We start from the raw sequence: 22,471 nt of genomic DNA, 5'->3' as shown, positions 1-22,471 counted from the left end.
AATACAGCGCAGCGATGACGCTGCGCTGTATTGATAGGTAATATCAATCAAAATAATTGCTACAAATTTTTAACTTTTGCTTTCATACCTGTACAATGATCCAGGTCAAACGGGGTAGCTTGATAACAACTTTGTTGGCAGCACCACGTTTTTATAAGCATACTTTGCTTGAGGCTTGCAGTTTTCATTTAAGCATGGCAGTTCTATAATGAGACGCATTATCTCAACTGCATTTTCTGTCACTTCTCTGTTTGAAGTGAATCGTTTAGCAACAGGACAGATTCCGCATGACTGACAACAATACCGCATTAAAGAAGGCCGGGCTGAAAGTCACGCTTCCTCGTCTTAAAATTTTGGAAGTACTTCAGGAACCGGTAAACCATCATGTCAGTGCGGAAGACTTATATAAACGTCTTATCGACATGGGCGAAGAGATTGGTCTGGCTACCGTTTATCGTGTTCTGAACCAGTTTGATGACGCCGGCATTGTAACCCGTCACAATTTCGAAGGCGGCAAGTCTGTTTTCGAACTGACTCAGCAGCACCATCACGATCACCTGATTTGCCTGGATTGCGGCAAAGTGATCGAATTCAGTGATGATTCCATCGAATTACGTCAGCGCGAAATCGCCGCTCGTCATGGCATTCGTCTGACCAACCACAGCCTCTACCTGTATGGTCACTGTGCTGAAGGCGATTGCCGCGAAGACGATCACGCGCACGACGCCCGTTAATCACTTCTCGTACTCTGAGCCAACCTGACGGTTGGCTTTTTTTTGCCCATCAGAAGGCAAAAAAAACCGGTGCCGCAGATGAATGCGCCACCGGGTATGATAACAACCACTTACTGTGCGTTGTTGTTACGTATTTCCTGCCAGATTTTATCGCAGCGTTTTGCCACTTCCTGATCGTTACCTGTTTTACGCGCCTGTATACAGGCCTGATAATCCATTACGCGAACGTTCTCCTGCGTAGCAAACTGTTCATGTGCTTTCTCTTTCCTTAGCACGTTCAGCACGCTCTGGCAGGCCTCCAGTTTTTCCGGGGAGCCTTGCGCCGTATTAATACAGGCGCTGTAAGCCTCTTTCAGGCGTGAATCCTCTTTCTGTGCCGGAGAGTGGGCGCAAGCCGCCAGCCCCGAGGCCAGCACGGCCACAAGAACCATTTTTTTCAACATACTCTTTGCTCCAGTCTGCGCGATGCGCATCAGAAAATGGTGAACGGTGCGATAACCATAAACTTCACGTCACGCTCATCCTGGAAGATGTTGCCATAGCCACCAGCGTAGCTCGGAATGTCGGAGTGGTTGTCGTACTGGGTGAAGTGCAGCTTAAACATGGTGCCTTTCGCACGCCCATCCTGCAGGGTATAAATCGCGTCCAGACTGTAAGCAGACTCTTTCAGACGGTAGTTAGGATCGTAATAGGCGTCTGGGGTCGCCATATCGCCCGGTTTTACATCCCAGGCGTAAGCATAAGATGCTCCCACCGCCCAGCCTGGCAGGTTCCAGTTTTTCAGATCATACATAGCGCCAAAGAAGATTGCTTTTTCGCCATCGGCGTTGAAGTCAGAACGGTTATCCCACCATACGTCCAGTCGACCATTAGAGGAGGCGTAGGTTGGCGTCATACGTTGCAGGAAGTAACCCTGCTGCCCGTCGGCCTTCACATAGGTCCCTTCGAGGCGTAAATCCACCTGCCCTACCTTGTAGCCGAAGGTAAGCGCCTGCAGCCATGCGGTGCCATCATAAATATCGTTAACGCTGCCGTCGCTGACTTTATCGCGCGTACCGTAGAACTGATAAGTGGTGGTCAGTGGGCCGCCGATAATATCCAGTTTGTAGCTGGCTTTGGCGAAGTACTGATCGATATAGCCTTCCGCCTGGCCAAATGCCGCTTCCAGCACCAGGTTATTTTTGAAGTCATATTTCGCGCCGAAGGAGTGAAGATAATCCACTTTGGTGGTTTTATCATTTTGATAAAACTTATCCATTTCGATGTGCCACGGCGATTTATATTCGTTCGTCCACATGTAAGAGAAGCTCAACGCACCGGCATCACCGTAATCAAAGTTGGCTCCGGCCTCGGCACCCTGATAGGTACCGGGCATAAAACTCCAGTGCGGGGCTAATAGTGTCTGACCGGTTGGCTGAATATAACCGCCACGCGCCCAGACCGGGCCATATTTAAATTTCGCCGCGGCTTTATAGAGGCTGATCCCGCTCTTATCGCCGGACCAGTCTTCAGAATAGGCTTTATTACTTTTTGAGAAGGCAATTTCGTTTGGATGGGCGCTGTCGCCATTCTCTGCCATTTCAATAGCGGTGAACGCTGCAATATCCAGACCAAACATATCGGCCGCATAACCCGACTGGAAATCGAGATTGGCGTTCCAGGTCGAATGAGAAAGGTTGGTTTTATATTTATCCGCATCGGTAACATCTTTACGGTCGCGCTCGCGCTGCCAGTAATAGATGCCGCCCGTCAGAGTAGAGTCATCGATAAAACCGGCGGCCTGCACCTGAGGGGCGACCACAAAACCTGACATGGCTGTGATACCGGCGATAGCCAGCGACAGCGCACTACGTTTGCCATTAAACGTACGCATAATGTATTCCTCATTGACGATTTAAAAACGCCTTAAGCGGCGTAAAAATAAAAAAGACCTGCGGTCACGGTGGCTGGAAATATCCCCGAAATTGCCACCGCCTTTAGACTATTTTTCGCGACGCGAATTATCAATGCTTTTAAGAGAGGAAAATGCAGGATTATGACGAAGTGCACATAATCAGTAGTGTTTTGAAACATTCAACAGAAGCCAGATATTTTCATAATAAATTCAAGTAAAAATCGATAGTTAAGAATAATTATTATCTTTAATCTTTCTAAAAGTACATTTTTTAGGGAATGAGTAAGTTTATTTTATAAAAAAAGTAGCAGCTCATTGACCACTAATTTCGCGAGGGGTTAAAGCGGCTAATAAATAAAATCCTGATCGATAAGCAAAAAAAAACGCCGCAGAAGCGGCGTTTGTTTGTGGTTGACCTGATTACTCGCCGATTTTGGCCCAGGTATCACGCAGCCCCACGGTACGGTTAAAGACCAAATGGTCTGCCGTTGCGTAGCGGCTGTCGAGGCAGAAGTAACCTTCACGCTCGAACTGGTAGGCTTTGCCAGCTTCAGCATTCGCCAGAGAAGGCTCCGCATAACCCTGTCTGATGACCAGCGATTCCGGGTTGATGGTTGCCAGGAAGTCATCCGCAGCGCCTGGGTTAGGTACGCTGAACAGACGGTCATAAAGGCGAATTTCTACCGGCAGTGCATGAGCAGCGCTCACCCAGTGGATAACACCCTTCACTTTACGGCCATCGGCAGGATCCTTGCTCAGGGTCTCTGCATCGTAGCTGCAGTAAATGGTGGTAATGGTACCCTGTTCGTCTTTCTCAACGCGTTCTGCTTTGATTACGTAGGCGTTACGCAGGCGCACTTCTTTACCCAGCACCAGGCGTTTGTACTGCTTGTTCGCTTCTTCACGGAAATCTGCACGATCGATCCAGATCTCAGCGCTGAACGGCACATCACGGCTGCCCATCTCAGGTTTGTTTGGATGGTTAGGCATGGTGACCTGCTCGCTCTCACCCTGCGGGTAGTTTTCGATCACCAGCTTCACGGGATCGATAACGGCCATTGCGCGCGGTGCGTTGTCGTTAAGATCTTCACGAATACAGGACTCCAGAGAGGCCATCTCAATGGTGTTGTCCTGCTTAGTTACCCCAATGCGTTTACAGAATTCGCGAATAGAAGCCGCGGTATAACCACGACGACGTAGACCGGAAATGGTCGGCATACGTGGGTCATCCCAGCCTTCAACATGCTTGTCGGTAACCAGCAGGTTCAGTTTACGCTTGGACATCACGGTGTATTCCAGATTCAGACGAGAGAACTCGTACTGACGCGGATGCACAGGGATGGTGATGTTATCCAGCACCCAGTCATACAGACGACGGTTGTCCTGGAACTCCAGCGTACACAGGGAGTGCGTAATACCTTCCAGCGCATCGCTGATGCAGTGGGTGAAGTCGTACATCGGGTAGATGCACCACTTGTTCCCGGTCTGGTGGTGTTCCGCGAACTTAATGCGGTACAGCACCGGGTCACGCATGACGATAAACGGCGAGGCCATATCGATTTTGGCACGCAGACAGGCTTTACCCTCTTCGAAGCCACCGGCGCGCATTTTTTCAAACAGGGCCAGGTTCTCTTCCACGCTACGATCGCGGAACGGGCTGTTTTTACCCGGAGCGGTCAGGGAGCCACGGTATTCGCGGATTTCGTCAGCAGAGAGTTCGTCAACGTAGGCGAGGCCTTTATTGATCAGCTCAACCGCGTAGGCGTAAAGCTGATCAAAATAGTTAGAGGAGTAGCAGATGTCGCCAGACCAGTTGAAGCCCAACCATTGTACGTCGTTCTTAATGGATTCTACGTACTCGATATCTTCTTTCGCCGGGTTGGTGTCATCGAAACGCAGATTGCATTGACCCTGATAGTCTTGCGCGATGCCAAAGTTCAGGCAGATAGATTTCGCATGACCAATATGCAGGTAGCCGTTCGGCTCCGGCGGGAAACGGGTGTGAACAGTGGTGTGCTTACCAGTAGCCAGATCTTCATCAATGATCTGACGAATAAAGTTACTCGGGCGGGCTTCAGCCTCACTCATCGTGGATTCCTCAAAGCGTAAACGACATATAACGGCGTATGATCTTATAAGCTGGTCGCAGTGACAACCTCTAAAAACGCCCTGGATGTAAATAATGGGGGCGAGTGCTGCAAAAAAAAGCGGCGGGGATATCCCCGCCGCTCAGGCATCAACGCTAACTCAGGAGCACTTACTTGCCTTTAATTTCATACAGTGGGGTTTGACCGGCAACCACCTGACCCTGCGCCTGAATAACCAGACCGCTGAAGTCGTCGATGTTGCTACAAACCACCGGGCTGATCATCGAGCGTGCGTTGGCGTTCAGGAAATCCAGATCCATTTCCAGAATCGGCTGGCCTGCAACCACTTCAGCCCCCTCTTCGACCAGGCGAGTGAAGCCCTGGCCGCCCAGCGCAACGGTATCAATACCCATGTGGACAACGATTTCCGCGCCTTTATCGGTTTCGAGGCAGAACGCGTGGTTGGTATTAAAGATTTTCACCACGGTACCGGCTGCTGGAGAAACCACGGTTTTTTCAGTGGGTTTCACGGCAACGCCGTCGCCTACCGCTTTGCTGGCAAAGGCTTCGTCAGGCACCTGCTCCAGCGCTACCACTTCGCCGGTAACCGGAGAGACCAGCGCCGCGATGGTGACGGCGTTAGGTACAGCCTGCGGTTTTGCAACCGGTGCGGCTGTTGGCGCCGGCGCGGTTTCTGCCGCTGCTACCGGGCCTGTGGTTTTCATCGCGTTAGCAATTTTCTCAGCCACAAAGCCAACGATAATCTGCACGCTGGTTTTGTTCAGGCGAATAACGCCAGAGGCACCCAGACGTTTTGCCAGCGCTTCATTCACCAGCGAGGAGTCTTTCACGTTCAGGCGCAGACGGGTGATGCAGGCATCGATACCGGTCAGGTTGTCAGAACCGCCGACTGCGGCGATGTACTGACGCGCCAGACCTGCAACGTCCTGGTCTTTATCTGCGCTAACATTCACATCTTCACCATCTGCTTCGCTACCGGCAACGGCCAGCTCACGGCCCGGCGTCATCAGATTGAATTTGGTGATAGTGAAACGGAACACCACGTAGTAGATAGCGAAGAACACCAGACCCTGCAGGATCAGCATGTACCAGTGAACCGCCAGCGGGTTACGGGAGGAGAGCACCATATCCACCAGACCGGCACTGAAACCGAAGCCTGCAATCCACTGCATACTGGCAGCGATAAAGACAGAGATACCGGTCAGCACCGCGTGGATCACATACAGTACCGGTGCTACGAACATGAAGGAGAACTCCAGCGGCTCGGTGATACCAGTGAAGAAGGCTGCGAACGCCCCCGCCATCATGATACCCAGCACTTTTGCTTTGTTCTCTGGACGCGCGCAATGGTAGATAGCCAGCGCCGCACCCGGCAGACCGAACATCATAATCGGGAAGAAGCCCGCCTGATAACGACCAGTGATACCCACGACCGCTTTACCGGCTTCGATGGACTGTGCGCCGCCGAGGAAGTTAGGAATATCGTTAATGCCTGCCACGTCAAACCAGAACACGGAGTTCAGAGCGTGGTGCAGCCCCACCGGGATCAGCAGACGGTTGAAGAACGCATAGACGCCCGCACCGACGGAACCCAGCTTCTGGATATGTTCACCAAAGTTCACCAGGCCATCGAAGATCACCGGCCAGATGTACATCATGATGAAGGCAACCACGATCATCACGAAGGAGGTCAGGATCGGTACCAGACGACGGCCGCTGAAGAAGGAGAGCGCTTTCGGCAGCTCTACGCCGCTGAAGCGGTTGTACAGCTCAGCAGAGATGATACCCACCAGAATACCCACGAACTGGTTGCTAATCTTACCGAACGCCGCCGGAACCTGTTCCGCCGGGATTTTCTGAATCATTGCAACCGCAGCAGGCGAGCAGAGCGTGGTCAGCACCAGGAAGCCCACAAAACCGGTTAGTGCCGCAGCACCGTCTTTATCTTTGGACATGCCGTACGCCACGCCGATGGCGAACAGAACGGACATATTATCGATGATGGCAGAACCGGATTTAATGAAGAACGCCGCTACCGCGCTGTCTCCACCCCAACCCACCGGGTCAATCCAGTAACCGACACCCATTAATATCGCTGCGGCTGGCAGCGTGGCGACCGGTACCATTAAGGCACGGCCAACCTTTTGTAAATAACCTAGAATACTCACTTTCTTCCCCCTATGAGACCCCGTTAAGGCGCGTTCTCAGCTGTGTTTTTATTGTGTCACTAACTTATAAATACAGTTGATGATTCACTGGCTGATTGAGTGTGTGAAAAATTAATTCGTATCGCAAATTAAACGCGTACTTTTTGTGATTTTTGTCACCAAATATCGTTAATTACTCCTCCCTGCACTGGCAAACAGCGAAAACTTATTTTATGATTCAAAAAATCAAGACGAATTGACCCCTCACGGCAAGAACCAGGTTAGGCTTAGATCGTGCCCAGGCGCTCAATCCGCCAACTTTTTATTTTCAAACTCAGAGGTGAATAATGAGACTGATCCCCCTGGCTTCAGCAGAACAGGTCGGTAAATGGGCTGCACGCCACATCGTAAACCGTATCAACGCGTTCAAACCTACCGCCGATCGTCCTTTTGTACTCGGTCTGCCGACCGGAGGCACGCCTCTTACTGCGTATAAAGCTCTGGTTGAGATGCACAAAGCGGGCCAGGTCAGCTTCAAGCATGTGGTGACCTTCAACATGGATGAATACGTTGGCCTGCCGAAGGAGCATCCGGAAAGCTACCATAGCTTTATGCACCGTAATTTCTTTGACCACGTTGATATCCCGACTGAAAACATCAACCTGCTGGATGGCAACGCGCCTGATATTGACGCAGAGTGCCGCCAATACGAAGAAAAAATCCGTGCTTACGGTAAAATTCACCTGTTTATGGGTGGCGTGGGCAACGATGGCCATATCGCGTTTAACGAGCCCGCCTCTTCCCTGGCCTCACGCACCCGTATTAAAACCCTGACCCATGACACCCGCGTGGCAAACTCCCGTTTCTTTGACGGCGACGTTAATCAGGTACCAAAATACGCCCTGACCGTTGGCGTGGGTACGCTGCTGGATGCAGAAGAGGTAATGATTCTGGTGCTGGGCAACGTGAAAGCGCAGGCGCTGCAGGCGGCCGTTGAAGGCAACGTTAATCATATGTGGACCATCAGCTGTCTGCAGCTGCATCCGAAGGCCGTTGTGGTGTGTGATGAGCCATCTACGATGGAACTGAAAGTCAAAACGCTGAAATACTTCAACGAGTTAGAAGCAGAAAACATCAAAGGTCTGTAATATAGCCCCGCCTCTTTCATTTGGGGCGGGCAGTTTTTTTAATACCGGGGGTCGTTATGTACGCTTTAACCCACGGTCGGATTTATACCGGCCATGAAATTCTGGATGACCATGCGATTGTTGTCGCAAATGGCCTGATTGAACGTATCTGCCCGCTGAGCGAACTGCCAGCGGACATCGAGCAACGCGCGCTGAATGGTGCCATCATCTCCCCCGGTTTTATCGACGTGCAGCTTAACGGCTGCGGCGGCGTGCAGTTTAACGACACGGCTGAAGCGGTCACGGTAGAAACGCTGGAGATCATGCAGAAAGCGAATGAGAAATCCGGCTGCACCAGCTATTTACCGACGCTGATTACCACCAGCGATGAGCTGATGAAACAGGGTATTGCGGTCATGCGCGACTACCTGAGCCAACACCCAAATCAGGCTCTGGGTCTGCATCTTGAAGGGCCGTGGCTCAATATCGTTAAAAAAGGCACCCATAACCCGGACTACGTACGTAAACCGGATAACGAACTGGTGGATTACCTGTGCGCTAACGCCGACGTGATTACTAAAGTGACCCTGGCACCTGAAATGGCCGGGCCTGAGGTCATCAGCAAATTGTCTGCCGCGGGTATCGTGGTCTCTGCGGGCCACTCCAACGCTACCCTCAAAGAAGCCAAAATCGGTTTCCGCGCGGGCATTACTTTTGCGACGCATCTCTATAACGCAATGCCCTATATTACCGGGCGTGAACCAGGGCTGGTTGGTGCGATTTTCGATGAGCCAGACGTTTATTGCGGCATCATCGCGGATGGTCTGCACGTAGATTATGCCAATATCCGCAATGCCAAACGCATCAAAGGCGACAAGCTCTGTCTGGTTACAGATGCGACCGCGCCCGCAGGTGCAAATATTGAGCAGTTCATTTTTGCTGGTAAAACAATATACTACCGGAATGGACTGTGCGTGGATGAGAACGGCACCCTCAGCGGCTCTGCGCTGACGATGATCGAAGGTGTCCGCAATCTGGTTGAACACTGTGGTATTGCGCTGGATGAAGCCCTGCGTATGGCAACGCTCTACCCGGCGCGCGCGATGGGCGTCGCGACCAGGCTGGGCAGCATTGCGCCAGGCATGGTGGCAAACCTGACCGCATTCACGCACGATTTTAAAATCATCAAGACCATCGTTAACGGTAACGAGGTCGTCACTGAGTAAGTAAAAGTATGACATCAGGCGGACAAGCTCAAATTGGTAATGTTGATCTCGTAAAACAGCTGAACAGTGCGGCGGTTTACCGCCTGATTGACCAGCATGGGCCCATCTCCCGAATTCAGATCGCGGAACAGAGCCAGCTTGCCCCCGCCAGCGTCACGAAAATTACCCGCCAGTTGATTGAGCGCGGCCTGATCAAAGAAGTGGATCAGCAGGCCTCCACCGGAGGCCGTCGCGCCATCTCGATCATTACCGAAACCCGTCATTTCCATGCCATCGGGGTGCGTCTGGGTCGCCACGACACTACGCTGACCCTGTATGACATGAGCAGTAAAGCCGTTGCCGAAGAGCACTATCCCCTACCAGAACGGACTCAGGAGACGCTGGAACATGCCCTGCTGAATACCATCGCCCTCTTTATTGAGACCCACCAGCGTAAAATTCGCGAACTGATTGCCATCTCCGTGATTCTGCCCGGCCTTGTCGACCCGGAAAGCGGCGTGATTCGCTACATGCCTCATATTCAGGTTGAAAACTGGGGACTGGTTAAGGCGCTGGAAAAACGTTTTAACGTCACCTGCTTTGTCGGCCACGATATTCGCAGCCTGGCGCTGGCTGAGCACTACTTTGGTGCGAGTCAGGATTGTGAAGACTCAATACTGGTGCGTGTTCACCGCGGAACGGGGGCCGGGATCATCTCGAATGGTCGCATTTTTATCGGCCGTAATGGCAACGTGGGCGAAATTGGCCATATTCAGGTAGAGCCGCTGGGCGAGCGCTGTCACTGCGGCAACTTTGGCTGCCTGGAAACCATCGCCGCCAATGCCGCAATAGAACAGCGGGTGCGCCACCTGCTCGAACAGGGCTACCAGAGCCGCCTGACCCTAGAAGAGTGTAAAATTGGCGCGATTTGCAAAGCCGCCAACAAAGGCGATGCGCTGGCCTGTGAAGTGATTGAGCAGGTTGGACGCCACCTGGGTAAGACCATCGCCATCGCCATTAACCTGTTCAACCCGCAGAAAGTGGTGATTGCCGGTGAGATCACTGAAGCCGAAAAGGTGCTGTTACCGGCCGTTGAAGGCTGCATTAATACCCAGGCGTTAAAAGCATTTCGCCAGAACCTGCCGGTAGTGCGCTCGACGCTGGATCACCGCTCTGCCATTGGTGCCTTTGCGCTGGTGAAACGCGCCATGCTTAACGGGATCCTGCTGCAACGTTTGCTGGAAAGCTAACGGGGTTTTATAGTGACGCCTTCTTTTTCAGATGTCGGACAGTCCATGACCATTAAGAATGTAATTTGTGATATCGACGGCGTGCTGATGCACGACAACGTTGCCGTGCCGGGCGCAGCGGAATTTCTTAACGCCATCATGGAAAAAGGGATGCCGCTGGTACTGCTGACCAATTTTCCGTCGCAGACCGGGCAAGATCTGGCGAACCGTTTTGCCACCGCCGGCGTAGATGTGCCAGAGAGCGTGTTTTATACCTCTGCCATGGCCACCGCCGATTTCCTGAAGCGTCAGGAGGGTAAGAAAGCCTATGTGGTGGGCGAAGGTGCGCTAATTCATGAACTCTATAAAGCCGGCTTCACTATTACTGATGTGAATCCGGATTTTGTCATCGTGGGTGAAACCCGCTCCTATAACTGGGAGATGATGCACAAAGCCGCTTATTTCGTGGCAAACGGCGCTCGCTTCATCGCCACCAATCCCGATACCCACGGTCGCGGTTTCTACCCGGCTTGCGGCGCACTCTGCGCGGGCATTGAGAAAATTTCGGGCCGCACGCCATTCTATGTGGGCAAACCCAGCCCCTGGATTATTCGCGCGGCGCTCAACAAGATGCAGGCCCATTCCGAAGATACGGTGATTGTGGGCGATAACCTGCGTACCGATATTCTCGCCGGCTTCCAGGCGGGGCTGGAGACTATCCTTGTGCTCTCTGGCGTTTCGACCCTCGACGATATTGACTCCATGCCGTTCCGTCCGAGCTGGATTTACCCCTCGGTCGCCGAAATCGATGTTCTGTAAGCTGAAACCACGTCATCCGACGTGGTTTTTTCATTTCATTGCCAGTAAAAAGTTATTACATCTAATAAAAACCCCTCTTTACTAAAAATCCATCAAAGAATAAGGTTAAGACATACGCATTTTTCAACATTCTGCAATGACCATTGCATTATTTTCGTTTTAGCCGGCGAAACCCTTGCCGCCCCTCACCTTTTGCGGCATTTTCATAAGCAAGCAACATCACACTGCAACAGGGTTAACGGAGAAGGTTATGTGTTCAATTTTTGGCGTACTGGATATCAAAACTGACGCGGGCGAGCTGCGTAAAAAAGCACTGGAACTCTCTCGTCTGATGCGCCATCGCGGCCCGGACTGGTCCGGTGTCTATGCCAGCGACAAGGCCATCCTGGCCCATGAACGTCTGTCGATTGTCGACGTCAACGCGGGCGCCCAGCCGCTGTATAACGAGAAAAAAACCCACGCGCTGGCCGTTAACGGTGAAATCTACAACCATCAGGCGCTGCGTGCTGAGTACAGTGACCGTTACACCTTCCAGACCGGCTCTGACTGCGAAGTCATTCTGGCGCTGTATCAGGAGAAAGGACCTGAATTCCTCGACGACCTGCAGGGGATGTTTGCCTTTGCCCTGTACGACAGCGAAAAAGATGCGTACCTGATTGGCCGTGACCACCTCGGTATTATCCCGCTGTACATGGGGCACGATGAGCACGGCAACTTCTATGTCGCCTCTGAAATGAAAGCCCTGGTACCAGTTTGCCGCACCATTAAAGAGTTCCCGGCGGGCAGCTACCTGTGGAGCCAGGACGGTGAGATCCGCCCGTACTACCAACGCGACTGGTTTGATTACGACGCCGTTAAGGACAACGTTACCGACAAAGCCGAGCTGCGTCAGGCGCTGGAAGAGTCCGTAAAAAGCCATCTGATGTCAGACGTGCCCTATGGCGTACTGCTCTCCGGCGGGCTGGACTCCTCGGTGATCTCTGCAATCACCAAGAAATTTGCCGCGCGTCGTGTAGAAGATCAGGAACGTTCAGAGGCCTGGTGGCCGCAGCTGCACTCCTTCGCCGTGGGTCTGGAAGGGGCGCCGGATCTGAAAGCCGCCCAGGAAGTGGCAAACCATCTTGGCACCGTACACCATGAAATTCATTTCACCGTGCAGGAAGGTCTGGATGCGATCCGCGATGTGATCTACCACATTGAAACCTACGATGTGACCACCATTCGCGCCTCCACGCCGATGTACTTGATGTCGCGTAAGATCAAAGCGATGGGCATCAAAATGGTGCTCTCTGGCGAGGGTTCTGACGAAGTCTTTGGTGGTTACCTTTACTTCCATAAAGCGCCAAACGCCAAAGAGCTGCACGAAGAGACCGTGCGTAAACTTCAGGCGCTGCACATGTTTGACTGCGCACGAGCCAACAAAGCGATGTCGGCCTGGGGCGTGGAAGCGCGCGTGCCGTTCCTTGATAAAAAGTTCCTCGATGTGGCGATGCGCATCAACCCGCAGGACAAGATGTGCGGCAACGGCAAAATGGAAAAACATATCCTGCGTGAATGTTTTGAATCCTATCTGCCGGCGAGCGTGGCATGGCGTCAGAAAGAGCAGTTCTCTGATGGCGTAGGTTACAGCTGGATCGACACCCTGAAAGAGGTGGCGGCAAAACAGATTTCCGATCAACAACTGGAGACCGCCAGCTTCCGTTTCCCGTACAACACGCCAGGCTCGAAAGAGGCGTATCTGTATCGTGAAATCTTTGAAGAGCTCTTCCCTGTGCCAAGCGCCGCAGAGTGTGTACCGGGTGGTCCATCCGTAGCGTGTTCCTCTGCGAAAGCCATTGAATGGGATGAATCGTTCAAATCCATGAACGATCCGTCAGGGCGTGCGGTAGGCGTTCACCAGTCTGCTTATCAATAATCTGAGCGACCGATCTGCACGATCGAAAAAGGCCCTCTGGGGCTTTTTTTTATTCTGAATTAAAGGCTGTAAAATCGATTAATAACCAATAATTGCCGAATATTCGGCCACGCTGTTCGCAACCTAACCAAACAGTCACATTCCGGCCATTTTCGTTGAAAAAGGTGTTGACGCTGCAAGGGTCTATACGCATAATGCGCCCCGCAACGCCGATAAGGTAACGCGAAAAAAAGATGGCTACGTAGCTCAGTTGGTTAGAGCACATCACTCATAATGATGGGGTCACAGGTTCGAATCCCGTCGTAGCCACCATCTTTTTTGCGGGAGTGGCGAAATTGGTAGACGCACCAGATTTAGGTTCTGGCGCCGCAAGGTGTGCGAGTTCAAGTCTCGCCTCCCGCACCATTCCCAGGTAAGCGTTGCACGGATGGGGTATCGCCAAGCGGTAAGGCACCGGTTTTTGATACCGGCATTCCCTGGTTCGAATCCAGGTACCCCAGCCATATTTCTTCGATTTGCGGTTCTCCGCGGTATTGGGGTATCGCCAAGCGGTAAGGCACCGGTTTTTGATACCGGCATTCCCTGGTTCGAATCCAGGTACCCCAGCCATCGAAGATTGCAGTACTGGCTACGTAGCTCAGTTGGTTAGAGCACATCACTCATAATGATGGGGTCACAGGTTCGAATCCCGTCGTAGCCACCAAATTAGTCATCTGTCGATTTATTCGGTAGACTAGAAAAAATTGTTGGGGTATCGCCAAGCGGTAAGGCTCTGGTTTCTGATACCAGCATTCCGAGGTTCGAATCCTCGTACCCCAGCCATTTTAAAAAGTCGTTAAGCGGTTTGTTTAACGCAATTGGGGTGTCGCCAAGCGGTAAGGCACTGGTTTCTGATACCAGCATTCCGGGGTTCGAATCCCTGCACCCCAGCCATTTAAAAACAAATAAGCCCGCTCTGCGGGCTTTTTTGTTTTTGTCTTCAGCGCGGTCTGAGCCCCCACCCACAGGGGTGAGGGAATCGTCAGTGTAATGCTTACAGACCTAACGCATATTTCAGGGCTTGACGTTTCAGGCCACCGGCGCGTTCCGCCGCCATCAAACCAATATTGCGCAGGATCCGCACCGGCCCCAGGTCGTTACTGAACCCGGCATAAAAGAGATCCATCCCTGACTGCATGATGAAGTTATCCGCCATACGTCGCATCTGGTAACGCTTCAATACCTGCTGGCTCGCCCAGGCTTCGCCGTGAGCGCGCGCATTACCCACTACGTCCAGTAAGGCTTCAACATCACGGTATCCCAGGTTCACGCCCTGCCCCGCCAGCGGATGGATGGTATGCGCCGCATCGCCCACCAACGCTAATCCTTCGCGCGCATAGTCCAGCGCATGACGCCGGGCCAGCGGGAAGGCACCCGCTGCCACTGGCGTGACCTTGCCGAGGCGCTGCGGGAAATGGTGCGCAATTTCACGCCCCAGCTGTTCCATCGTCATCCCTTGCAACTGACGAATGCGTGCGGGCGTGTCGTACCACACCAGCGAGGCCCAGTTGTCGAACAACGGCAGAAAAGCATGGGGCCCCGTCGGCGTAAAGTGTTGCCAGGTGCAATCACCCGGTTCGCTCTCGCATTGCACTGTAATCAGCATGCAGGATTGCGGATACGCCCACGCATGAATGCCAATTCCGGCCATCTCCCGGACCCTGGAATTCGCTCCGTCCGCGCCAATCACCAGTTTTACCGCCAGCTCGTCACCTTCGCTCAACGCCAGCACATGATGATCGTTATGGCGATGGAGAGCCTTTATCGACGCCGGCACCCGCAGGGTCACGCCGGGATGCGCTTCCAGCGCCTGCCAGAGCGCCTGCTGTAGAACCGTATTTTCAACCATATAGCCCAGCAGGGGCAGCTTAAGTTCTGCTGCATCAAACTGGACGCGGGCAGTTTCCCACTCCCATGTTTCAAGGCGACGCCAGGGATGAGCGCGCATGGCCAGCACCGCCTCCCATACGCCCAGCCCGCGCAGCAGATCCACCGAGGCGGCGCTAATCGCAGAGATACGCACGTCCGGCTTCCCGGCGGCGTCAAATGCAGGCGGCGCAGCCTGTTCAATTACAGTAACGTCGAACCCGTGTTGCGCCAGCCCCAGCGCCAGCGCCCCGCCGACCATACCGCCGCCGACGACGGCGACTCCGGCTTGTTGGATAGTCATGGTCATTTGTCCTTATTGGAGAATCCCTTAAGTTTACCGGATTTTTTTCCCCATGAGGCCGACAACCTTCATACTGGTCACAACCGGACCAAAGCATTACAATACGCGCCCTGCAATCCTGAGCATGAGCATGTCGATGACTAAAAAACTCCATATAAAAACCTGGGGCTGTCAGATGAACGAGTACGATTCATCAAAGATGGCCGATCTGCTGGATGCTACCCACGGATACCAGCTGACTGAAAATGCGAAAGAAGCCGATGTGCTGCTGCTGAATACCTGTTCAATTCGTGAAAAAGCGCAGGAAAAAGTCTTTCACCTGTTAGGTCGCTGGAAGCTTCTGAAACGAAAAAATCCGGAGCTGATTATCGGCGTGGGCGGCTGCGTTGCGTCGCAGGAAGGGAAATTGATTCGCCAGCGAGCCCCCTACGTGGATATCGTCTTTGGCCCTCAGACCCTGCACCGCCTGCCGGAGATGATTAATAAGGTTCGCGGCGATCGTAGCCCGGTCGTCGATGTCAGCTTCCCGGAAATCGAAAAATTTGACCGTCTGCCGGAACCGCGCGCAGATGGCCCGACAGCCTTTGTCTCCATTATGGAAGGCTGCAATAAATATTGTACCTACTGCGTGGTGCCTTATACCCGCGGCGAAGAAGTGAGCCGTCCGTGCGATGACATCCTGTATGAGATCGCCCAACTGGCGGCCCAGGGCGTACGTGAAGTGAACCTGCTCGGCCAGAACGTGAACGCCTGGCGCGGCGAGAATTTTGACGGCAGCACCGGCAGCTTTGCTGAACTGCTGCGTCTGGTGGCGGCCATTGACGGTATCGACCGTATCCGCTTTACCACCAGCCATCCGATTGAATTCACCGATGACATCATTGATGTCTATCGCGATACGCCTGAGCTGGTGAGCTTCCTGCACCTGCCGATTCAATGTGGTTCTGACCGCGTACTGAATCTGATGGGCCGTACCCACACCGCGCTGGAGTATAAAGCGATTATCCGCAAACTGCGTGAAGCGCGCCCGGACATTCAAATCAGTTCTGACTTTATCGTCGGTTTCCCTGGCGAAACCAATGAAGACTTTGAACGGACGATGAAGGTGATCGGCGATGTGAATTTCGACGTGAGTTATAGCTTCATCTTCTCTGCCCGTCCGGGTACGCCAGCCGCCGACATGGTGGACGACGTGCCAGAAGAGGTGAAGAAGCAGCGTCTTTATATCCTGCAAGAGCGTATTAACCAGCAGGCCAACGCCTGGAGCCGTCGTATGATCGGCACCGTTCAGCGCGTACTGGTTGAAGGCACTTCACGTAAGAGCATCATGCAGTTATCCGGTCGTACCGAGAACAACCGCGTGGTGAACTTCGAAGGTACGCCAGATATGATCGGCAAGTTCGTGGATATCGAAATTCAGGAAGTGCTGACGAACTCCCTGCGCGGCAGAGTGGTACGGACTGAAGATGAGATGGGTCTGCGCGTAGCGCAAACGCCTGAGTCCGTAATGGCACGTACCCGTAAAGAGAACGACCTGGGCGTAGGTGTTTATCAGCCCTGACCTCAACAGGCCTGCCAATTCTGGCAGGCCTTGTATTTCCTGCTTCCGCCCCCAATATCCTTCGCAATGCTTGCGCCTTTATTCTGTGGCGTAAATAATTCCATCAAAGCCCCCTTTTTCGGGGATGCGAGACATCAAGAGGAACGGTTTGAATATAGATACGCGTGAAATTACCCTTGAGCCTGCAGACAACGCTCGCCTGCTGAGCCTCTGTGGGCCGTTTGATGACAACATCAAACAACTGGAGCGACGTCTGGGTATCGAGATCAATCGTCGCGATAATCACTTCAAACTCACCGGCCGCACCCTTTGCGTTAATGCCGCTGCGGATATTCTGCACACGCTTTATGTCGACACCGCGCCGATGCGCGGTCAAACGCAGGATATCGAACCTGAACAGATTCATCTGGCCATTAAAGAAGCCCGCGTGCTGGAACAGAGCGCCGAAAGCGTGCCGGACTATGGCAAAGCTATCCATATCAAGACCAAACGGGGTGTGATTAAGCCGCGTACGCCTAACCAGGCACAGTATATCGCGAACATCCTTGATCATGACATCACCTTCGGCGTCGGCCCGGCAGGTACGGGTAAAACCTATCTGGCGGTGGCTGCTGCGGTAGATGCCCTGGAGCGTCAGGAGATCCGCCGTATTCTGCTTACCCGTCCTGCTGTGGAAGCCGGTGAAAAACTAGGCTTCCTGCCGGGCGATTTAAGCCAGAAGGTCGACCCCTATCTGCGTCCTCTTTACGATGCCCTGTTCGAGATGCTCGGCTTTGAAAAGGTCGAGAAGCTAATTGAACGTAACGTGATTGAAGTTGCCCCGCTGGCCTATATGCGCGGCCGCACGCTGAACGATGCGTTTATCATTCTTGATGAAAGCCAGAACACCACCATCGAACAGATGAAGATGTTCCTGACGCGTATCGGCTTTAACTCGAAAGCCGTCATCACAGGGGACATCACGCAGATTGACCTGCCGCGCAGCACTAAATCTGGCCTGCGCCACGCCATCGAAGTGCTGGCAGAAGTCGATGAAATCAGTTTTAACTTCTTCCACAGTGAAGACGTGGTGCGCCACCCGGTGGTTGCCCGCATCGTTAACGCTTATGAGGCCTGGGAAGAGGCCGATCAGAAGCGCAAGGCCGAACTGGCCGCAGAACGTAAGCGCGAAGCGCAGGAGCAAGAACATAAATGAGTCAGGTGATCCTCGATTTACAGCTGGCCTGTGAAGATAATTCCGGCATGCCAGAAGAGGCACAATTTCAGAAATGGCTGGATGCCGTTGTCCCTCAGTTTCAGGAAGAATCAGAAGTGACGATTCGCCTGGTGGATGAAGCAGAAAGCCATGAGCTTAACCTGACCTACCGCGGGAAAGATAAGCCGACTAACGTGCTCTCTTTCCCCTTCGAAGCCCCTCCGGGTATTGAAATGCCGCTGCTGGGCGATCTGATCATCTGCCGTCAGGTGGTTGAGCAGGAAGCACAAGAGCAGCAGAAGCCGCTCGAGGCCCACTGGGCCCATATGGTGGTGCACGGCAGCCTGCATCTGCTGGGGTACGATCATATTGAAGATGAGGAAGCGGAAGAGATGGAGTCCCTCGAGACAGAGATAATGCTTGCTCTGGGCTATGAGGATCCGTACATTGCCGAGAAAGAGTAGTCGGTCACAGACTGACTATCATGCCGCCGCGTAAGGAGATAGCGCGGCGGTTATTATTTAACTAACAAGAGAACCCTTAACAAACGCCATGAGCGACGACAATTCACACAGTAGCGACACGACAAACAGCAAAAAGGGATTTTTCTCCCTTATTCTGAGCCAGCTGTTCCACGGCGAACCCAAAAACCGTGATGAACTTCTGGAGCTGATCCGTGATTCCGGGCAGAACGACCTTATCGACGAAGATACGCGCGAAATGCTCGAAGGGGTAATGGACATCGCCGACCAGCGCGTTCGCGATATTATGATCCCCCGCTCGCAGATGATTACCCTGAAACGCAACCAGCCTCTGGACGAGTGCCTCGATGTGATCATCGAATCGGCACACTCGCGCTTCCCGGTCATCAGCGAGGACAAAGATCACATCGAAGGGATTTTGATGGCGAAAGATCTGCTGCCGTTTATGCGCAGCGATGCCGAAGCCTTTAGCATGGATAAAGTGTTACGTCAGGCGGTGGTTGTTCCGGAGAGTAAGCGGGTTGACCGCATGCTGAAAGAGTTCCGCTCTCAGCGTTACCACATGGCGATTGTTATCGATGAATTTGGCGGCGTGTCTGGCCTGGTGACCATTGAAGATATTCTGGAGCTTATCGTCGGCGAAATCGAAGACGAGTATGACGAAGAAGAGGATATCGATTTCCGTCAGCTGAGCCGCCACACCTGGACCGTCCGCGCGCTGGCGCCAATCGAAGACTTTAACGATACCTTCGGCACGCGTTTCAGTGATGAAGAGGTGGATACCATCGGCGGTCTGGTGATGCAGGCGTTTGGCCATCTCCCGGCTCGCGGTGAGACGGTTGAAATAGACGGTTACCAGTTTAAGGTCGCCATGGCCGACAGTCGTCGTATTATTCAGGTTCATGTCAGAATGCCGGACGATGCTCCGCAACCCACAATGGAAGAATGATTTAAATGGCATTTGCCCCATTGCTTGAACGCCAGCGCGTACGTCTGCTGCTGGCGCTAATTCTCGGAGCCAGCGGAACGCTGGCTTTTTCTCCTTATGACATCTGGCCCGCGGCCCTGCTCTCTTTGATGGGGCTACAGGGGCTTACCCTGAACCGACGTCCGGTACAGGCCGCAGCCATTGGCTACGCCTGGGGCATGGGGCTATTTGGCACCGGTATAAACTGGGTATATGTCAGTATCGCCACCTTTGGCGGCATGCCTGGCCCGGTCAACGTTTTCCTGGTTGTGTTGCTGGCCGCGTATTTGTCGCTCTATACCGGCCTGTTTGCCGGGGTGCTGGCGCGCCTGTGGCCAAAGGCCAACGTATGGCGCGTGGCGATTGCGGCTCCGGTCGTCTGGCAACTGACCGAGTTCTTACGCGGCTGGGTGCTGACGGGCTTCCCATGGCTGCAGTTTGGCTATAGCCAGATTGACGGCCCGTTAAAGGGGCTGGCACCGGTGATGGGCGTTGAGGCCATCAACTTCCTGCTGATGGTAGTAAGCGGCCTGCTGGTGCTGGCGATGGTGCAGCGCAACTGGCGCCCGCTGGCTGCCGCCGTGGTGTTATTCGCGCTCCCCTTCCCGCTACGTTTTATTCAGTGGTTTACCCCCGAGCCCGAGCGCACCATGCAGGTCTCTATGGTGCAGGGTGATATTCCCCAGGCACTGAAATGGGATGAAAACCAGCTGCTTAATACCCTCAAGATCTATCTTGAGGCCTCTGAGCCAGAGATGGGCAAATCGCAGCTGATCATCTGGCCAGAATCTGCCATCCCCGATCTGGAGATTAATCAGCAGCAGTTCCTGCGCCGGGTCGATGACCTGATGCGCGAGCATAACAGCACCCTGATCACCGGTATCGTCGATGCGCGACTGAATAAACAGAACCGCTACGACACCTATAACACCATCATCACGCTGGGCAAAGATAACGCCTACAACTACGAATCGGCCAACCGCTACAACAAGAACCATCTGGTGCCGTTTGGTGAGTTCGTGCCGCTGGAGTCAATTTTGCGGCCGCTGGCACCGTTCTTCGATCTGCCGATGTCATCATTCAGCCGTGGCCCGTACGTGCAGCCTCAGTTGAATGCTCACGGCATGTTGCTGACTCCTGCCATCTGCTACGAAATCATCCTGGGCGAACAGGTGCGGGATAATTTCCGTGCAAATACGGATTATCTGCTGACTATCTCTAACGATGCGTGGTTCGGTAAGTCTATCGGCCCGTGGCAGCACTTCCAGATGGCGCGCATGCGCTCGCTGGAGCTGGCCCGCCCGCTTCTGCGTAGCACCAACAATGGCATCACCGCTGTTATTGGCCCGCAGGGCGAGATTCAGGCGATGATCCCGCAGTTTACCCGCCAGGTGCTGACCGCCAGCGTTACGCCAACGACGGGCCTGACGCCGTATGCGCGTACCGGCAACTGGCCGGTATGGATTATCACCGCCCTGTTTGGCTTTGGTGCGGTGCTGATGAGCTTGCGTCAGCGTCGTAAGTAAGCCTGAAGGCCCCTCTCCTCACCGGGGAGAGGGGCTGTTTACGCCCCCCGTTCTCCCCTAGTCTTCGCTATTTATCTCTCTGACCGTAAACCTGCCAATTCTGGCACGGCTATTGCTTTGTTTATTCAAGCAAACGCAATCTGGCTTGATGTACAACCTGGTCGCACCACCGTAGTTCAGCGGTAGCACCGAAACGGTGCAACGAGGGATTTTTGCCTCTGAATGGTGCGGCGCGCTTCGCAAAAATAAACAATAACGCAGCAAAATCTTTACATTAAGCCAGACTAAATGTTAACAAGCTTGCATAACACTGCACTCGCATAGCGCGAGATATAACAACATCACAATGGGTATCAATGCGTCTCTGGCGCTGATAAGAAAGGAGTTGGGTATGCAATTACGTAAACTGGCCACAGCAATGCTGGTGATGGGAATGTCCGCAGGCGTGGTGCACGCTGAAGACGCTGCGCCGGCAGCGGGCAGCACGCTCGACAAGATTGCCAAAAACGGCGTTATCGTGGTCGGCCACCGTGAATCATCTGTCCCGTTCTCATACTACGACAACACGCAAAAAGTCGTGGGTTACTCACAGGACTATTCCAACGCCATCGTTGAAGCGGTGAAGAAGAAGCTGAACAAGCCTGACCTGGCGGTGAAGCTTATTCCAATCACCTCCCAGAACCGTATTCCGCTGCTGCAGAACGGGACTTTCGACTTTGAGTGTGGGTCCACCACCAACAACCTGGAGCGCCAGAAACAAGCCGCCTTCTCTGACACTATTTTTGTCGTAGGTACACGCCTGCTGACCAAAAAAGGCGGTGAGATCAAAGACTTCGCTGACCTGAAAGGTAAAGCGGTTGTCGTGACGTCCGGTACCACGTCCGAAGTTCTGCTGCACAAGCTGAACGACGAGAAAAAAATGGATATGCGTATCATCAGCGCCAAAGACCATGGCGACTCTTTCCGTACGCTGGAGAGCGGCCGCGCGGTGGCGTTCATGATGGATGATGCCCTGCTGGCGGGCGAACGTGCGAAGGCGAAGAAACCAGACAACTGGGAAATCGTCGGCACAGCGCAGTCGAAAGAGGCCTACGGCTGTATGCTGCGCAAAGATGACGCGGACTTTAAGAAACTGATCGATGACACCATCGCTCAGGTGCAGACGTCCGGCGAAGCGGAAAAATGGTTCGATAAGTGGTTCAAGAACCCTATCCCACCAAAAAATCTGAATATGAACTTTGAACTGTCTGACGACATGAAAGCGCTGTTCAAATCACCAAACGACAAGGCTCTTAACTAATTAGAACAACAGGGGCGGGATCTCCTGCCCTCTCGATTGTCGGGAAGCATGGA

Annotated in this window: 17 protein-coding genes and 7 tRNA genes; 19 read left to right on the top strand and 5 right to left on the bottom strand. The window is 53.3% G+C overall.

The window, feature by feature from the left end:
- Positions 1 to 287 precede the first annotated feature (287 nt).
- Positions 288 to 734: a ferric iron uptake transcriptional regulator gene (fur, locus tag JZ655_RS05755; protein WP_040076553.1), complete on the top strand. Its 447-nt coding sequence runs from the start codon at positions 288 to 290 to the stop codon at positions 732 to 734.
- A 110-nt stretch (positions 735 to 844) separates the two neighbouring features.
- On the opposite strand, the gene chiQ is transcribed toward fur, so the two are convergent.
- The 4 genes from chiQ to nagE form a co-directional block, all read right to left on the bottom strand.
- Positions 845 to 1,174 carry a ChiQ/YbfN family lipoprotein gene (gene chiQ / locus JZ655_RS05750; RefSeq protein WP_425352482.1) on the bottom strand — a complete coding sequence of 110 codons (330 nt, stop codon included), beginning with the start codon at positions 1,172 to 1,174 and terminating at the stop codon, positions 845 to 847.
- Between the two features lie 32 nt (positions 1,175 to 1,206).
- The gene (gene chiP / locus JZ655_RS05745) at positions 1,207 to 2,607 is read right to left on the bottom strand and encodes a chitoporin ChiP (protein ID WP_207293233.1); all 1,401 of its coding nucleotides are present in this window, start codon (positions 2,605 to 2,607) and stop codon (positions 1,207 to 1,209) included.
- A 441-nt stretch (positions 2,608 to 3,048) separates the two neighbouring features.
- The gene (gene glnS / locus JZ655_RS05740; RefSeq protein WP_207293232.1) at positions 3,049 to 4,716 is read right to left on the bottom strand and encodes a glutamine--tRNA ligase; all 1,668 of its coding nucleotides are present in this window, start codon (positions 4,714 to 4,716) and stop codon (positions 3,049 to 3,051) included.
- A gap of 169 nt (positions 4,717 to 4,885) precedes the next feature.
- The gene (gene nagE, locus JZ655_RS05735) at positions 4,886 to 6,904 is read right to left on the bottom strand and encodes an N-acetylglucosamine-specific PTS transporter subunit IIBC (RefSeq protein WP_072056315.1); all 2,019 of its coding nucleotides are present in this window, start codon (positions 6,902 to 6,904) and stop codon (positions 4,886 to 4,888) included.
- Between the two features lie 326 nt (positions 6,905 to 7,230).
- Between nagE and nagB the strand changes: the two genes are divergently transcribed.
- The 12 genes from nagB (at position 7,231) to JZ655_RS05675 (ending at position 14,111) form a co-directional block, all read left to right on the top strand.
- Positions 7,231 to 8,031, top strand: coding sequence for a glucosamine-6-phosphate deaminase (nagB, locus tag JZ655_RS05730; RefSeq protein ID WP_207293231.1), 801 nt, complete (start codon positions 7,231 to 7,233; stop codon positions 8,029 to 8,031).
- Positions 8,032 to 8,087: 56 nt separating this feature from the next.
- Positions 8,088 to 9,236, top strand: coding sequence for an N-acetylglucosamine-6-phosphate deacetylase (nagA, locus tag JZ655_RS05725; RefSeq protein WP_207293230.1), 1,149 nt, complete (start codon positions 8,088 to 8,090; stop codon positions 9,234 to 9,236).
- An 8-nt stretch (positions 9,237 to 9,244) separates the two neighbouring features.
- A complete protein-coding gene (gene nagC / locus JZ655_RS05720) occupies positions 9,245 to 10,465 on the top strand; it encodes a DNA-binding transcriptional regulator NagC (protein ID WP_040076559.1) in 1,221 nt (406 codons plus the stop codon).
- Between the two features lie 45 nt (positions 10,466 to 10,510).
- Complete coding sequence (nagD, locus tag JZ655_RS05715) at positions 10,511 to 11,263, top strand: ribonucleotide monophosphatase NagD (protein ID WP_040076560.1); 753 nt, start codon at positions 10,511 to 10,513, stop codon at positions 11,261 to 11,263.
- A 250-nt stretch (positions 11,264 to 11,513) separates the two neighbouring features.
- Positions 11,514 to 13,178, top strand: coding sequence for an asparagine synthase B (gene asnB / locus JZ655_RS05710; RefSeq protein ID WP_207293229.1), 1,665 nt, complete (start codon positions 11,514 to 11,516; stop codon positions 13,176 to 13,178).
- A gap of 235 nt (positions 13,179 to 13,413) precedes the next feature.
- A tRNA-Met gene (locus JZ655_RS05705) sits at positions 13,414 to 13,490 on the top strand.
- Between the two features lie 8 nt (positions 13,491 to 13,498).
- Positions 13,499 to 13,583 (top strand) — tRNA-Leu (locus JZ655_RS05700).
- A gap of 23 nt (positions 13,584 to 13,606) precedes the next feature.
- Positions 13,607 to 13,681: transfer RNA gene (locus JZ655_RS05695), tRNA-Gln, on the top strand.
- 31 nt (positions 13,682 to 13,712) lie between these two features.
- A tRNA-Gln gene (locus tag JZ655_RS05690) sits at positions 13,713 to 13,787 on the top strand.
- A gap of 17 nt (positions 13,788 to 13,804) precedes the next feature.
- Positions 13,805 to 13,881, top strand: a tRNA-Met gene (locus JZ655_RS05685).
- Positions 13,882 to 13,925: 44 nt separating this feature from the next.
- Positions 13,926 to 14,000 (top strand) — tRNA-Gln (locus JZ655_RS05680).
- A 36-nt stretch (positions 14,001 to 14,036) separates the two neighbouring features.
- Positions 14,037 to 14,111, top strand: a tRNA-Gln gene (locus JZ655_RS05675).
- 100 nt (positions 14,112 to 14,211) lie between these two features.
- Here JZ655_RS05675 and ubiF read toward each other — a convergent pair.
- Entirely contained in the window at positions 14,212 to 15,387 is a 1,176-nt protein-coding gene (gene ubiF, locus JZ655_RS05670) for a 3-demethoxyubiquinol 3-hydroxylase (RefSeq protein ID WP_207293228.1), read from the bottom strand.
- Between the two features lie 136 nt (positions 15,388 to 15,523).
- Here ubiF and miaB point away from each other — a divergent pair, with 136 nt between their 5' ends.
- From miaB to JZ655_RS05640, 6 genes are all read left to right on the top strand, one after another.
- Positions 15,524 to 16,948, top strand: a complete 1,425-nt coding sequence (gene miaB, locus JZ655_RS05665; RefSeq protein WP_207293227.1) for a tRNA (N6-isopentenyl adenosine(37)-C2)-methylthiotransferase MiaB — start codon at positions 15,524 to 15,526, stop codon at positions 16,946 to 16,948.
- Positions 16,949 to 17,096: 148 nt separating this feature from the next.
- A complete protein-coding gene (locus JZ655_RS05660) occupies positions 17,097 to 18,143 on the top strand; it encodes a PhoH family protein (protein WP_040076564.1) in 1,047 nt (348 codons plus the stop codon).
- On the top strand, positions 18,140 to 18,607 hold the full coding sequence (ybeY, locus tag JZ655_RS05655; RefSeq protein WP_040076565.1) for an rRNA maturation RNase YbeY: 468 nt from the start codon (positions 18,140 to 18,142) through the stop codon (positions 18,605 to 18,607). The genes JZ655_RS05660 and ybeY overlap by 4 nt, the downstream gene beginning before the upstream one ends.
- Before the next feature lie 88 nt (positions 18,608 to 18,695).
- Positions 18,696 to 19,574, top strand: a complete 879-nt coding sequence (gene corC, locus JZ655_RS05650; protein WP_040076566.1) for a CNNM family magnesium/cobalt transport protein CorC — start codon at positions 18,696 to 18,698, stop codon at positions 19,572 to 19,574.
- 5 nt (positions 19,575 to 19,579) lie between these two features.
- Positions 19,580 to 21,118 (top strand): apolipoprotein N-acyltransferase, encoded by a 1,539-nt coding sequence (gene lnt / locus JZ655_RS05645; protein WP_207293226.1) that lies wholly within the window; start codon positions 19,580 to 19,582, stop codon positions 21,116 to 21,118.
- Positions 21,119 to 21,509: 391 nt separating this feature from the next.
- A complete protein-coding gene (locus JZ655_RS05640; protein ID WP_207293225.1) occupies positions 21,510 to 22,418 on the top strand; it encodes an amino acid ABC transporter substrate-binding protein in 909 nt (302 codons plus the stop codon).
- Positions 22,419 to 22,471: the final 53 nt, after the last annotated feature.

The sequence above is a fragment of the Leclercia pneumoniae genome (assembly GCF_017348915.1).
Classification (GTDB): domain Bacteria; phylum Pseudomonadota; class Gammaproteobacteria; order Enterobacterales; family Enterobacteriaceae; genus Enterobacter; species Enterobacter pneumoniae.
The sequence above is the reverse complement of the archived record's forward strand: the minus strand, read 5'-3'. Positions and strand labels throughout refer to the sequence as shown.

Bases quoted from the DNA above. Each gene is read 5' to 3' on its own strand.
- nagC (WP_040076559.1), top strand. From the start codon at position 9,245: ATGACATCAGGCGGACAAGCTCAAATTGGTAATGTTGATCTCGTAAAA.
- glnS (WP_207293232.1), bottom strand. From the start codon at position 4,716: ATGAGTGAGGCTGAAGCCCGCCCGAGTAACTTTATTCGTCAGATCATT.
- miaB (WP_207293227.1), top strand. From the start codon at position 15,524: ATGACTAAAAAACTCCATATAAAAACCTGGGGCTGTCAGATGAACGAG.
- nagB (WP_207293231.1), top strand. From the start codon at position 7,231: ATGAGACTGATCCCCCTGGCTTCAGCAGAACAGGTCGGTAAATGGGCT.
- nagD (WP_040076560.1), top strand. From the start codon at position 10,511: ATGACCATTAAGAATGTAATTTGTGATATCGACGGCGTGCTGATGCAC.
- fur (WP_040076553.1), top strand. From the start codon at position 288: ATGACTGACAACAATACCGCATTAAAGAAGGCCGGGCTGAAAGTCACG.
- ubiF (WP_207293228.1), bottom strand. From the start codon at position 15,387: ATGACTATCCAACAAGCCGGAGTCGCCGTCGTCGGCGGCGGTATGGTC.
- asnB (WP_207293229.1), top strand. From the start codon at position 11,514: ATGTGTTCAATTTTTGGCGTACTGGATATCAAAACTGACGCGGGCGAG.
- nagA (WP_207293230.1), top strand. From the start codon at position 8,088: ATGTACGCTTTAACCCACGGTCGGATTTATACCGGCCATGAAATTCTG.
- JZ655_RS05640 (WP_207293225.1), top strand. From the start codon at position 21,510: ATGCAATTACGTAAACTGGCCACAGCAATGCTGGTGATGGGAATGTCC.
- chiP (WP_207293233.1), bottom strand. From the start codon at position 2,607: ATGCGTACGTTTAATGGCAAACGTAGTGCGCTGTCGCTGGCTATCGCC.
- lnt (WP_207293226.1), top strand. From the start codon at position 19,580: ATGGCATTTGCCCCATTGCTTGAACGCCAGCGCGTACGTCTGCTGCTG.
- ybeY (WP_040076565.1), top strand. From the start codon at position 18,140: ATGAGTCAGGTGATCCTCGATTTACAGCTGGCCTGTGAAGATAATTCC.
- corC (WP_040076566.1), top strand. From the start codon at position 18,696: ATGAGCGACGACAATTCACACAGTAGCGACACGACAAACAGCAAAAAG.